Annotated in this window: 13 protein-coding genes; all 13 read right to left on the bottom strand. The window is 35.7% G+C overall.

Going from position 1 to position 14,022, the window contains the following annotated elements; all coding sequences use genetic code 11:
• Window positions 1–90 precede the first annotated feature (90 nt).
• On the bottom strand, window positions 91–1,017 hold the full coding sequence (rsgA, locus tag B5X62_RS08425) for a ribosome small subunit-dependent GTPase A (RefSeq protein ID WP_079666990.1): 927 nt from the start codon (window positions 1,015–1,017) through the stop codon (window positions 91–93).
• Window positions 1,018–1,132: 115 nt separating this feature from the next.
• Window positions 1,133–2,212, bottom strand: coding sequence for a chorismate mutase (locus tag B5X62_RS08420; RefSeq protein ID WP_079666989.1), 1,080 nt, complete (start codon window positions 2,210–2,212; stop codon window positions 1,133–1,135).
• A gap of 148 nt (window positions 2,213–2,360) precedes the next feature.
• Window positions 2,361–2,492: a hypothetical protein gene (locus B5X62_RS15720; RefSeq protein WP_262507647.1), complete on the bottom strand. Its 132-nt coding sequence runs from the start codon at window positions 2,490–2,492 to the stop codon at window positions 2,361–2,363.
• A 154-nt stretch (window positions 2,493–2,646) separates the two neighbouring features.
• Entirely contained in the window at window positions 2,647–3,066 is a 420-nt protein-coding gene (locus B5X62_RS08415; protein WP_079666988.1) for a hypothetical protein, read from the bottom strand.
• A gap of 191 nt (window positions 3,067–3,257) precedes the next feature.
• Window positions 3,258–4,340: a DNA polymerase III subunit gamma/tau gene (gene dnaX / locus B5X62_RS08410; protein WP_079666987.1), complete on the bottom strand. Its 1,083-nt coding sequence runs from the start codon at window positions 4,338–4,340 to the stop codon at window positions 3,258–3,260.
• A gap of 294 nt (window positions 4,341–4,634) precedes the next feature.
• The gene (locus B5X62_RS08405) at window positions 4,635–7,358 is read right to left on the bottom strand and encodes a sodium-translocating pyrophosphatase (RefSeq protein ID WP_079666986.1); all 2,724 of its coding nucleotides are present in this window, start codon (window positions 7,356–7,358) and stop codon (window positions 4,635–4,637) included.
• 214 nt (window positions 7,359–7,572) lie between these two features.
• Entirely contained in the window at window positions 7,573–8,184 is a 612-nt protein-coding gene (locus tag B5X62_RS08400) for an inorganic pyrophosphatase (RefSeq protein WP_079666985.1), read from the bottom strand.
• 22 nt (window positions 8,185–8,206) lie between these two features.
• Window positions 8,207–8,716 (bottom strand): DUF7935 family protein, encoded by a 510-nt coding sequence (locus B5X62_RS08395; protein ID WP_079666984.1) that lies wholly within the window; start codon window positions 8,714–8,716, stop codon window positions 8,207–8,209.
• Between the two features lie 109 nt (window positions 8,717–8,825).
• The gene (locus B5X62_RS08390) at window positions 8,826–9,728 is read right to left on the bottom strand and encodes a hypothetical protein (protein ID WP_079666983.1); all 903 of its coding nucleotides are present in this window, start codon (window positions 9,726–9,728) and stop codon (window positions 8,826–8,828) included.
• Between the two features lie 2 nt (window positions 9,729–9,730).
• Window positions 9,731–10,408 carry a RadC family protein gene (gene radC, locus B5X62_RS08385; protein ID WP_079666982.1) on the bottom strand — a complete coding sequence of 226 codons (678 nt, stop codon included), beginning with the start codon at window positions 10,406–10,408 and terminating at the stop codon, window positions 9,731–9,733.
• 8 nt (window positions 10,409–10,416) lie between these two features.
• Window positions 10,417–11,001, bottom strand: coding sequence for a murein L,D-transpeptidase catalytic domain-containing protein (locus B5X62_RS08380; RefSeq protein ID WP_079666981.1), 585 nt, complete (start codon window positions 10,999–11,001; stop codon window positions 10,417–10,419).
• A 9-nt stretch (window positions 11,002–11,010) separates the two neighbouring features.
• Window positions 11,011–11,676: an ABC transporter ATP-binding protein gene (locus tag B5X62_RS08375; protein ID WP_079666980.1), complete on the bottom strand. Its 666-nt coding sequence runs from the start codon at window positions 11,674–11,676 to the stop codon at window positions 11,011–11,013.
• Between the two features lie 15 nt (window positions 11,677–11,691).
• A complete protein-coding gene (locus tag B5X62_RS08370) occupies window positions 11,692–14,022 on the bottom strand; it encodes an ATP-dependent helicase (protein ID WP_079666979.1) in 2,331 nt (776 codons plus the stop codon).

Genomic DNA, 14,022 nt, shown 5'->3' with positions numbered 1-14,022 from the left:
ATTAAACATATTACAAAGGATAATAACGCAAGTTGTTATCCTTTTTTTTATTATCAAATTGTACTTGAAAACATTTTAGAAATAAAAAAATTATTTCATTTGTTGTTCTTCCGCTTCTTCCATCAATTTTAGATAATTGATATAGCGACTGCCTTCGATTACGCCATTTTCGACAGCTTCGAGAACCGCACATTTAGGTTCGTTAATATGTAAACAGTTATGAAACTTACAATTCTGTGACATTCTAAAAATCTCAGGGAAATAATGTTGAATCTCCTCTTTTTCAACATCGATGAGCGCAAACTCTCGAACACCCGGCGTATCGATTACACTTCCTCCAAAATTCCAAAAGTGCATTTGTGCGAACGTCGTCGTGTGTTTTCCTTTAAGGTGAACATCCGATATTTCGCCAGTTTTAATATTAAGATCAGGTTGCAAAGCATTCACCAAAGTTGACTTTCCACTTCCCGAATGACCGAAAAACAAAGACGTTTTATCTTTAATAAAATCTTTTAAAACTTCAAGATTCAGATGAGCATAAGAAGAAATTTCGAGACTATCATAACCGATTTCATTATAAATTGCTTGCATCTCGTTTAAGATTTCCAACTCTTCATCAGATAACACATCAACTTTATTAAATAAAATTAATGGTTTTATATCATAAGATTCACAACACGCCAAAAAGCGATCTAGAAACCCCAAAGAAGTCTCAGGATGTTTTAGCGTAAAAATAATACAAGCCAAATCCATATTAGAAGCGATAATGTGCGCTTCTTTAGAAAGATTAACCGACTTGCGAATAATATAATTCTTGCGAGGAAAGATTTTAGTAATCCACGCAATGTCATCTTGCTCCAAAGTAAACTCCACCGAATCGCCCACTGCCAAAGGATTTGTCAATCTGGTTTTTATCAATTTGAATTTTCCTCTGATGCGTGCTTCGTAGATTTTTTTCTCAGATTCCTCCAAAACCTGATACCAACTTCCCGTGGATTTAATGACGATTCCTTGCATTAATTTTAAATAAAAAACTTCACTTTTAGAACGTTGACAAAGCTAAGGATTTCTAATCGCTCTCGCAAAATCAACATCATAGAAGTGAAGTTTAAAAATTTGACGTTAAAAACGCTTATTTATTAATCATAATTTTATTCTGAACTTCAATCGATTCTTCATGTATCGCTTTGAAAACTTTTTCGATAAACTCATGACTCATCCCAGATTCATTGGCTTTTTGAGCGGCATAATCTGCAATAATTCTCCAACGTTCTGGCTGGAAAATCGCAATGTTATTTTCTTTTTTCAAAGTTCCGATTTTCTCAGAAATCTTCATACGTTGCGACAACAACTCGATCAATTGGAAATCCAAATCACTAATCAAAGTTCTATGTTTTCCCATTTCGTCTTCGTAACCAGAAATATCAGATTTACGAATCTGGATACTGTTAATCATATCCGCCAAAACTTCTGGTGTAATCTGTTGCGAAGCATCACTCCACGCTTCATCAGGATTACAGTGACTTTCAATAATCGCACCTTCGTAACCAACATTGAAAGCTTCCTGTGTAACGCCTGCCAATCCAGTTCTGTTTCCGCAAATATGCGACGGATCGATAAACATAGGAATATTCGGGAATTGATGTTTGAAGTCTAAAGCAATTTGCCAGTTCGGGATATTACGGTATTTTGTCTTTTGGTAAGTTGAGAAACCGCGGTGGATAACACCTAAATTTTTAACATCTTGACCTAAAAGTCTTTCTAAGGCACCAATCCACAAAGCCAAATCTGGATTCACTGGATTTTTCACCAAAACTGGTTTATCAATACCACGAAGTGCTTGCGCAATTTCTTGAACCGTGAAAGGATTAACTGTTGAACGCGCGCCAATCCAAAGGACATCGACATCCGCTTCTAAAGCTGCAAAAACATGGTGTGCATTTGCCACTTCCGTCGCCGTTTTGAAACCGTATTCTTCTTTCACTTTTTTAAGCCAATTAAGACCGATAACGCCAACACCTTCGAAGCCGTTTGGCTTGGTACGAGGTTTCCAAATTCCAGCACGGAATACAGAAACATCGGCATCACTTTCTTTAAGTCTTTTAGCTGTTTCCAACATCTGGCTTTCACTTTCCGCAGAGCAAGGACCTGCAATAATGACAGGTTTTTCGAAGCCTTTTATCCAATTATTTTCTAGTTCGTTTAAGTTCATTTTATCTAAATATTTGCTGAGTTAATACACGTGTTAATCTGTTATAAATGAGGATTTATAATTCTTTTCCAAAAAAATGTCGTTTAAAAAAATCTTAAATGATTACAGAAATGCGAAAAACGCACTTTTTTTTGAGAAAGAAATTTAGTTAGCTGTACCAATAATATCGGTAAGAACTTCCAAAATTTCTAAAATAATAAGCACCAAAAAAGCTAAACAATCCACCAAAAGTAAAGGCAGATTCTAAAGTTGTTGAATATGGAAAATGGTTTGATTCCATTGATAATTCCTTTATTACAAAGGTTTTATTAGCTATTTTTGATTAAATCATCTACCACACTTGGGCAGAAATACAAGACAAAGGTAAAACTTTATAGCAAATACAAAGTATTTTTTTTCATTTTTTTTAAATAAATGAAATTTGGATAAAAATTTTAAGTCAAATCAAAACGCATCAAATCGTTAAGATCCTTTAGAACAGGATTAATCTCAGCGAATTTTTCGAATAATTTTTTCTTCGTCATCACTTCCTGAACAATCGTTTTATCTTCTTTAAAGTGAAGCTTTATTCCATAATTTTTCACTTTATGTTTAAAATGATTTACAAATTCTCCAGCAACTTTATCGAATTCTGCTTTCGCTGTTGAAGATGAAAATAACACTTCAATTTGATCTTCGTGGGTTTTTGTCAGTCTAAAATTGTTAATTGCATTATAAGCTACCGAATCTATTTTCGATAATTTAAGAAGGAAAGCCTTCCACTCTCTTTCGACATCAGGCTGCGAAAAATGCTCTTTTGGTAAATCTTCCTCAGCTGGTGCAAAAAGCTCTTCCGTCTCCTCTTTCTTGTTCATAAACGCATTAATGCTGAACTCAGAAGGCTTCGCTTGTTGTTGCAAAGGTTTTGATGCTTTTTCAACTTTTGGACGCTCTTCAGGAAAAGTAGGCGCAGATTTTTTAACCTCAGTTTGTACTTTATTTTGAGGAACTTGTGGCGTCGAAGTCGTTGGTGTTTTAAGATTAGCTTGAAGAAGTGGCGCTAATATTAAGAACTTTTTTTTTTAGCTTCCAAGCCAGCTGTAAGACTCGAAAGTTGCATCAAAGCAATCTCGACAGTCAAACGTGGATTTTTAGAATTTTTATAATTAATATCCGCAAAGTTGCAAATTTCGATGGCGTCGATTAACTGTTGCGCCGTCCATTTTTGACTTTGGTCAAAGAATTTTTGTTTCGTCTTCTCCCCAACTTCGATTAATGCTAAAGTTTGAGGATTTTGCGACATCATCAAATCACGGAAATGGCTTCCCAATCCAGCAATAAAAACATGCGGATCGAATCCTTTTTTAACAATGGTATCAAAAGCGGTTAACACTTCTGGAATTTTGTTCTCTTTTGCTAAATCAACAATATTAAGATATTGGTCGTAGTCAAGGATATTAAGAACTTCCGCCGCTTTTTCTAAAGTAATATTCTTTTGAGAGAAAGTTGACAATCTATCAAAAATCGACAAAGCGTCACGCAAAGCACCATCCGCTTTCTGCGCAACCATATAAAGTGCGTCGTCTTCGTAAGTTACACCTTCTTTATCAGCTATTTTTCTAAGATGATCTTGGATGTCTTCGATGGTGATTCTTTTGAAATCGTAAATCTGACAACGTGATAAAATCGTCGGAATAATCTTGTGTTTTTCCGTTGTTGCTAAAATGAAAATTGCGTGTGCAGGCGGTTCTTCCAAAGTTTTAAGAAAAGCATTGAAAGCTGCCGTTGACAACATGTGAACCTCATCAATAATATAGACTTTGAACTTCCCAACTTGTGGTGCGAATCGCACTTGATCCGTTAATTCTCGAATATCATCTACCGAGTTGTTAGACGCAGCATCGAGCTCATAGATATTTAAAGCAAATCCATCATCATCGCTAGCGCCAGATTTTTCGTTAATTTTTCTTGCCAGAATTCTCGCACAAGTCGTTTTACCAACACCACGAGGTCCACAAAACAACAATGCCTGAGCTAATTGATTTTCATCAATTGCATGCTCCAAAGTATCTGTAATGTGAGATTGACCAACAACTGTATCAAACTCCTGCGGACGGTATTTTCTAGCTGAAACAACGAAATTTTCCATTGCTCAAAAATAGGGAATATATTTGAATTTTAAAATCTTTATCCAATTTTTAACCTCAGAGTCTTTTTTAAATTTTAACGAAGTTCTTTAATGCTACTACAAAAAATCTTTGCTAAATTTCAGGCTCCTTTAGGCCAATTTTTAATTTGATATATTTTATTTAGCCTGCTAAATTTTCATGTATCAAACGAAAAATTCATCTCAAATTAGCTCTGAAAATTTTAGCAATAAAATTTAAACAGACTCTAAACAAAAAAGCCGACTTTCGTCGACTTTCTCTTCCAAAACTACTAACTATAATGTTGTCACGCGGACATCAATTCTTCGATTTTTGGCTTTACAATCTGGCGTATCATTCGCTTCACATACGGGATGCTCTTGTCCATAACCTTCGGTTTCGATACGGTCGCCAGCAATTCCGGACTCTGTCATCTTTAATTTTGCTGCATTTGCTCTTTCTAAAGATAATTTTTTATTTCCTTCAACATCGCCTGTATTATCGGTATAACCACCGAGTTTTATTTTTAAATCAGGAAAATCTTTCATAATCGCAATTAAGTTATCAAGTTGCGTCGCTGACGAAGCTTTCAAATTACTTTTTCCCGATTCGAAATAAAGATTTTCAATTGTAAACCAAGCTGTTTTATCAACTAAACTAGCATCTTTTACTTTAAGTTTTTTATACAAATCATAAAGTTGGCTATTTGCACCAAGATTAATTTCTTGACCAGAATTTAATGTCACTTTTTCCAAATCTCCAAGTTCGTAAACGAAGTCGCCATCAGCATTTACTGTTCCTAAAACGACAGGCTTTTCTTCAATAGTTTCAATTTTTTGATCAGAACCAGAAATCATTTTAGAATTGAGGTTTTCAATTTTTTCTAAACGTTCTTTAATAATTTTATCCCCAAACATATTTGCCAATGTTGGTGCAATTACTAAAGAAACGATCGACATTAATTTAATTAAAATATTCATTGATGGTCCAGAAGTATCTTTAAATGGATCACCAACTGTATCGCCTGTCACGGAGGCTTTGTGTAAATCCGAACCTTTATAATAAGTTTCACCATTAACGACAACACCCTTTTCAAAAGATTTTTTAGCATTATCCCAAGCGCCACCAGCATTATTTTGGAACATTCCTAAAAGAACGCCACTCACAGTTGCACCTGCTAAAAATCCGCCCAAAACTTCGGGACCAAAAGCAAAACCAATAATTAAAGGTGATAAAATTGCAATCGCACCTGGCGGCATCATTTTTTTAATAGAAGCATCTGTAGAAATAGCAACGCACTTTTCATATTCGGGTTTTGCTTTGCCTTCCAAAATACCTGGAATTTCACGGAATTGTCGTCGAACTTCTTCAACCATCGCCATTGCTGCTTTACCAACTGCTGTAATCGCCAACGACGAAAATATAAACGGAATCATCGCTCCAACAAATAATCCTGCCAAAACATCAGCGCGATAAATATCGATACCATCAATACCTGCAATCCCAACAAATGCCGCAAATAATGCCAAAGCCGTCAACGCCGCCGAAGCAATCGCAAAACCTTTACCAGTCGCAGCAGTTGTATTACCGACCGCATCTAGAATGTCAGTTTTCTCACGAACTTCGCTAGGGAGCTCGCTCATTTCTGCAATTCCGCCAGCGTTATCTGCAATCGGACCAAAAGCATCAATCGCTAGTTGCATCGCCGTCGTCGCCATCATCCCCGCAGCAGCAATCGCAACACCATAAAGTCCTGCGCACAAATAAGAACCATAAATTCCTCCAGCTAAAACTAAAATCGGAAGCATCGTAGATTCCATACCGACAGAGATTCCGCCAATAATATTAGTCGCGTGACCTGTGCTTGATTGTCGAACAATGCTTTTAACAGGACGTTTGCCCATTGCTGTATAATATTCTGTAATGACACTCATAAGTGTACCGACAACCAAACCAACGATAATTGCTCCGAAAACGCCATTTCGAGTAAACTCAAAACCGCGAAGTATCATTTTTTCTGGTAAAATATATTGAACCAAAAAGTAACACGCAATTGCTGTGATAACAATACTTCCCCAGTTACCCAAGTTAAGCGCATTCTGAACTTTAGAAGGATTAAGCCCCGCAGAATCGCTTATTTTAACAAAGAAAGTTCCGAAGATTGAAAAAAGAATCCCAAGACCTGCAATTAACATTGGTAAAAGAATTGGCGCAAAACCACCAAACTGATCGACTGATAAAGTCTCTCTTCCCAAAACCATTGTTGCCAAAACGGTTGCGACATAAGATCCGAACAAATCGGCTCCCATCCCAGCAACATCACCAACGTTATCACCAACATTATCGGCAATAGTCGCTGGATTTCGAGGATCATCTTCTGGAATACCCGCTTCTACCTTCCCTACCAAATCAGCACCAACATCGGCAGCTTTGGTATAAATACCACCGCCAACACGAGCAAACAAGGCAATAGATTCTGCTCCCAACGAGAAACCAGTAAGCACTTCGATAGCGCGTTCCATCTCGTGAGAATTGACTAACGCGTCTGGCGCAATCAAATGTTTAATAATAAGATACAATGAACCAAGACCTAAAACCGCTAAACCAGCAACGCCCATTCCCATAACAGAACCGCCTGTGAAAGAAACTTTTAGCGCTTTAGAAAGACTTGTTTTAGCAGCTTCCGCTGTTCTAACATTGGCTTTGGTTGCGATTTTCATACCGATAAAACCAGCTAATGCGCTGAAAACTGCGCCAATAACGAAAGCTAAACCGATTGACCAATGCGAATTAGAATTCGAAAAACCCATAAAGCCAAGTAATAAGGCAACAATAATGACAAAATAAGTGAGAACTTTGTATTCTGCGGTTAAAAAAGCCATCGCACCGTCGGCGATGTAACCACTAATTTCTTTCATTCGGTCATTGCCTGCAGGTTGCCTGCTAACCCAATTACTCTGAAAAAAAGTATACAATAAGGCGACTACTCCAAATAGAGGAACTAAATAAAATAAATCCATAGTTTATTGTTTTAATATTAAAAATGTGATTGGTTTGATAAATATATAAAAAATATCAAATACTAAAGCAAAAACAATAATTTAGAAATTTATTTAAAATCTTATTGAAATTTAAAAATGATCCTATATTAAAATTTAAACAAAATCCATTAAAAACAAAAAGAGCAGACAAAATGCCTACTCTTTTATAAATATTGAAATTTTATTTTAAAAATTATCCGCCGTAATTTTTAGCATAATCTTTTTGAGAAGCTACAATAACTTCTTTCGCATGATCAGCACCGTAAATCTCATCGATTCTACAATTTGCAGGTTCGAAAGGTAAGTTTTTGTATGTCAAAAAGTAATGTTGTAATCTAGAAACCTCAGCTTTTGGAAGTTCTGAAATATCGCGAATATGACCGTAAACTTGGTCGTCAACTAACACAGAAATAATCTTGTCATCAGCCTCTCCTTTGTCAATCATTTTGAAACCTCCGATTGGAATAGCATCCATCAAAAGTCCGCCTGAATGGATATTGTGAGAGCTCAACACCAAAATATCCAATGGATCATGATCACCTTCTGTAACGTCTGTAGAACCTCTTTCGATAGCTAATTTTTTAACTTCTTCATCACAATAAGTTCTTGGTACAAAACCGTAAACCGCAGGAATAATGTTAGAAAATTTTTGAGGACGGTCCACTTTAAGGAAACCAGTTTCTTTATCTACTTCGTATTTGATCGTGTCAGAGGGTACGATTTCTACAAAAACCGTTACTACGTTTGGCGCATCTGGTCCAACAGCAATTCCGTGCCAAGGATGCGATTTAAAATTTGGAATCATAATTTTATTAAACTATTTATCTTTAAATTAACTTATTAACATCATTTCTTAAGCCGTCTATGCTTTCGCTGATATAGTCTTCATCATTAACATAATTCATTAAGAATACAGTTTTGAAATCTTCGAGTTTTGAGTCCTCGCTAAGATTTTCGTAAGTCTTATGAAGTAGCTGGATGACATTATTTTTAGAAGTCAAAATATTATCCCACGAGGTTTGGCTAACGTACAATTGTTGCGATGCATTGTACTCAAACTCTTCGTTAATACTTTTTTCAACTAAAAATAAAAACTCATGAACGGCTAGGTTTTTATCAAATTTCATGACAAGATTCGAAGGTTTTAGACGTTCAAGAAAAAGCGTCATTCTTTCGTAAGCTTGCAATTTAATATCGTTATTCGATTTCCCCGAGATCAGTTGCAATTCCTTCTTTTTAAGGTCAAGAAAGCCATAGACAAACTGTTTTGCGAATACCAAAAAAGGTATGGCAATCAAGATTGTTACGGCATAAGGAAAATAATCTGAGTCGAACATTTTTCATTTTAAATGAGGTTGCAAAATTAATAATAATTATGCTTGTTTTTACTAAAATATTTAATAAAAGTTATTTGCTTTACAAAAGCTTAATATAAATTAGAAAATTCTAAGAAAACAATTTGAAAAAAGCCTTTTGGATAACTTTAGATTTAGGATTCGAAAAACTATGGTAAGGCTTTAGTTCTGGGCGAAATCCACGGAAAAACTCTTCAACATTTGGAAGCTCACTCCCTTCAAAATCAAATATTCTATGTTCAACATTTAATCTTATAGCGTCGTCTATTAAAACGCAAGCACCACTAAGTTTAACAAATTCTTTATCATTAAAGGTCCCCAAAAGTATCGCCGAAAAGTCATCTTCGTACATGGCGATCATATTAATCCATTTGTTATGGTATTTAAAACCATAAAACTTAACGAAATTTAATTTATGAAATTCCTCAAAACGCAAAATAAACTCATCTAAATCTTGGCCTTCAACACCAGTACTATTATTTTGAATGAAATTTCTAATTTCGGAAAAATCGGTGACCAAAATACGTTCAGAATTTTCCAAAACTTCTTGATCTAATCGTAATTTACGTTTTCTTTTTGGTGAATACTTTTGTCGAATTTCCTCATAATTACCTACAGGAATTAAGAAGTTCTTCCTTGAAACTAAATCAGTTTTTAAAATATTGACATCATTAAAAGCATAATACCAAACCGCATAATGCTTACATAAAGCATCATAAAATTTTTGATTAACTTCAGCATTATCAAACCTTGAAAACACACCAAGTTGCTGACAAAGTTTAGGAAGAATCACGAATTGCAATCCCATTTTTTTTTGTAGCGGCACTGGCATAACTGCATCGTAATCACCTTTCACAAGGATTTCCCAGCTTCCTTTACCAGCTACGACATCAAGATAATGCGGATAAGCATAACTTTTTCGTTGTACTGAAATGTCTAAACATTTTTTATACTTTTCGAAATCAATATCTTGATATTTTACTTTTTTAATCATATCTACAGCATGTTTTCGTCCGCAAAACTGAAATAAGATTTTTGCGAAAGAATCAAATGATCTAGCAGTTCAATTTTTAATAATTTTCCTGCTTCTTTTATTTCTTTGGTTATTTTAATATCCTCGGCACTAGGTTTTAGACTTCCCGACGGATGATTGTGCGCTACAATAATACTAGTTGCAACGTGTTCTAATGCTGAACGAAACAACAATCGAATATCGACAACAGCTTGCGCGATACCACCTTGCGACAAACAAGATTTATGTATGATTTTATTACTTTGATTTAAAAATAAAACCCAAAACTCCTCATGTCTTAATTCCGAAAGAAAAACCTTAAAAACCTTGTAAGCATCATTACTAGAGCCAATTTGTATTTTATCAGGAACTTCTTGCAAGGCTTTTCTGTTTCCGATTTCTAAAGCTGTTGCAATGGAAATTGCTTTTGCTTCGCCAACACCTTTAAACTTCATCAAATCTTGAACAGACAAAAGACTCAATTGATGCCAATTGTTATCGACAGTTTCCAAAATACGTCGCGCCAATTCTACAGCAGATTCGTCACGGTTGCCACTTCCCATAATAATGGCAAGCAACTCCGAGTCCGACAACGCATTTTTACCTTTTAGTAAAAATTTTTCGCGCGGACGATCATCTTCAGCTAAGAATTTGATACTCATTTTTTGAATTAATTATAAGCTAACAGAATAATTCTCTTCGACGAATTGTCAATATACTTTTCCACTAATTTAAAAAAATTATTAGACAACATCGGACATCCCAAACTAAAACAAATCGGATCATTTTGTTCTTTATCTGGCACACATTTTAATTTGTGTAAAACAATAGCTCGATCGAACACATTGCTGTTAGAATCGTCCAAACCATACAATCTGTAAGACTTTCCAAAATCGCCCACATAACTTTCGCCCACAACATATTTACCAAGTGACGAACAATAAGAACCTTCTACGTTGCTGAATTTCAGAGCCTTTTTTGTTTTTCCTTTTTCTGAACCAGAACCGTGAGCGACCAATCCTTTTTCAAGAATTTTATCATTTTTAAGATCGTAAACAAAAAAACGAAATTCTCCCGAAGCTTTTGTAAAATCAATTAAAAAAGCTAAATCTTGATCGTAATTTGAGGTTTTTAAAAAGTTTTTTAATTCAATTACATTTTTGCTTGATGCTAAATCTGCGTTCGTTTGCCCTTTACTCGAATCCGAACAAGAAAGCAATAACAGAAATACAAAAAATGTAAAAAAGGAACGCATGTTTTAATCTTAAACAATTAATCCATCCTTCATCACCAACTTTCTGTCGGTACTTTCGGCCAAAATCGTGTTATGGGTTACAATCACAAAAGTCTGATTGTATTTATCTCTTAAATCAAAAAATAATTGATGTAAATCGTCTGCATTTTTCGAGTCCAAATTACCTGTCGGTTCATCCGCATAGATAATTTTTGGAGAATTGATCAAAGCTCTAGCAACCGCAACTCTTTGCGCTTCTCCACCCGACAATTGTCCTGGTTTGTGATGCATTCTACTTTCGATATTAAGATCTTCAAAAATAGAAATCGCTTTATCTGTCGCTTCTTTCAAGTTTTTGTTTGCAATTCTCGCAGGAATCAAAACATTTTCTAAAGCTGTAAATTCTGGAAGCAATTGGTGAAACTGAAATACAAATCCAATATTTTGATTTCGGAATTTTGACAATTCCTTATCTTTCATATTTAAAAAAGATTGCCCATCCAAATCAATTGAAGTATCAAATTTATTGGGTGTAGACGGCGTATCCAAAGTACCCAAAATCTGCAACAATGTCGATTTACCAGCACCTGATTCTCCAACAATAGAAACCACTTCGCCATGTTTGATATGGATATCAACACCGCGAAGCACCTCTAAACTTCCATAAAATTTATGAATATTTTTAGCTTTAATCATATTGCAATATAGGAATTAAATCTTCGTAAGTTTTGCGAATTTTAAAATTAAATTTTTCTCGCCTTCGTTCGCGAAATGAACTTTAGCTTTTATATTATTCGGATCTGTTCCGTCTAAGAAAATGACTTCACCAACGCCAAATCTGTCGTGTCTCACATGATCTCCAACTTCGATGTCTTGCGACGATTGTCCTGACGGATTGATGATTCTGGCAGTTGCAACAGGTTTTAGATTTTTCGGAACCGCCTCTTCTTTTGGCGTAGAACCAATCGTACGTTTTGCTTCTTTCTTTTTAAAGAACGGCGTTTCGGCAGATGGCGCTTCATCAAAAATTGAAGAACTAAGTCCCGAACGGTTAATTGTACGGCGCTCCATCGCAGGATTAATAAATTCTAGAAACTCCGAATCGATTTCACTTAAAAAACGAGAAGGCTCCGCATCCGTAATTTTTCCCCATTGGAAACGCGAAATTGCATACGTGAAAAAGGCTTGCTTTTCGGCTCTTGTCAATGCCACATAAAAAAGACGTCTCTCCTCCTCCAATTCTTCTCGTGAAGAGCTACTCATAAAGCTTGGGAAAAGATTTTCTTCCAAACCAACCAAATGTACAACAGGGAATTCCAAACCTTTGGAAAGGTGAATCGTCATTAACGACACCATATCTTCTTCGTCATCATTACGTTGTGTATCTGCTGAAAGTGCGATGTTTTCTAGGAAATTTGACAAACTTGCGTCGCCATCTTCCAATTGTTGTTGCTCTTCCAAGAAACCCTGCATCGAGTTTAACAATTCCTGAACGTTTTCAACCCTTGAAATTCCTTCTGGCGTTTGGTCATCTTTTAGAAGTTTGATTAATCCACTTCTCTTCGAAACTTCCATCGCAACATTATAAACATTATCTTGTTTTAACATCACTTGGAAAGCTTTAATCATCGACCAAAACTCTCCCAATTTATTAAGAACACCATTATTAAGTCCTAATCTTGGCGCATAAAAACCTAAATTACTCAGCAGTTCCGCAATCGAAATATTATTTTGATCAGCAAAAACAATCAATTTATTCTGAGTCGTTTCGCCTATACCTCGTGCGGGATAATTGATAACGCGCAACAAAGCTTCGCTGTCATTTTCGTTAACTAAAAGTCGTAAATATCCAATTAAATCTTTAACCTCTTTACGTTGATAAAACGACAATCCGCCGTACACACGATACGGAATATTTCGTTTTCTCAAAGCATCTTCGAAAGCACGTGTCTGCGAATTGGTACGATACAAAATCGCAAATTCTTCAAACTTTCGTTGCTCACGATTTCGGATTTCCCAAATATTAGATGCCACGAAATTCGCTTCATCCGCATCAGAAAGACTTCGATAGATTTTGATCTTTTCGCCTTCTTCATTTTCGCTGAAAACATTTTTCTTAAACTGTTGTAAGTTTTTAGAAATAACAACATTAGCAGCGTTCACGATATTTTGAGTCGAACGATAATTTTGTTCCAAAGACACCGTATGCGCGTCAGGATAATCTTTTTTGAAATTTAAAATATTGTAAATATTCGCACCACGGAAAGAGTAAATCGACTGTGCATCATCACCAACTACACAAATATTTTCAAATTTTGAAGCTAATGCTTTGACAATCAAATACTGAGAATGGTTAGTATCTTGGTACTCATCCACCAAAATGTAACGAAAACGATCTTGATATTTCGCTAAAACTTCTGGAAACCTCGTCAACAACTCGTTGGTTCTCAACAACAAATCATCAAAATCCATCGCACCCGATCGGAAACAAGTGTCGACATATTTGCGATAAATTTCGCCCATCAATTTCATATTCGCACGCTCGTCAGCCTCGATTATTTCGGGATTATTGAAGTACGCATTAACCGTAATCAGGTTATTTTTGTATTGTGAAATTCGTCCCAGTACTTTTTTAGGTTTATAAACATCAGAATCGATATTCATCTCTTTTAAAACCTTTTTTAGAACATTAAGACTGTCTTGTGTATCGTAAATCGTAAAATTGGACGGAAAGCCAAGATAATGTGCTTCACTACGTAACAATCTTGCAAAAACGGAGTGAAAAGTTCCCATCCAGAGCGACCTTGCGTCACTTTCGCCAACAACTTTTGCGATACGTTCTTTCATCTCGCGCGCCGCTTTGTTGGTAAAAGTCAAAGCTAAAATATTGAAAGGGTCAACACCATTTGTAATAAGGTGCGCGATGCGCATCGTCAGCACACGCGTCTTGCCAGAACCAGCGCCCGCCAAAACCATCAACGGCCCTTCTAATGTTGTAACTGCTTCGTATTGAGACTCATTTAATCCTTTCAAATAATCCAT

This window comes from Soonwooa buanensis, from assembly GCF_900167905.1.
In the GTDB taxonomy this organism is placed as follows: Bacteria; Bacteroidota; Bacteroidia; order Flavobacteriales; family Weeksellaceae; genus Soonwooa; species Soonwooa buanensis.
This window is presented reverse-complemented; position numbering and strand designations above follow the sequence as displayed.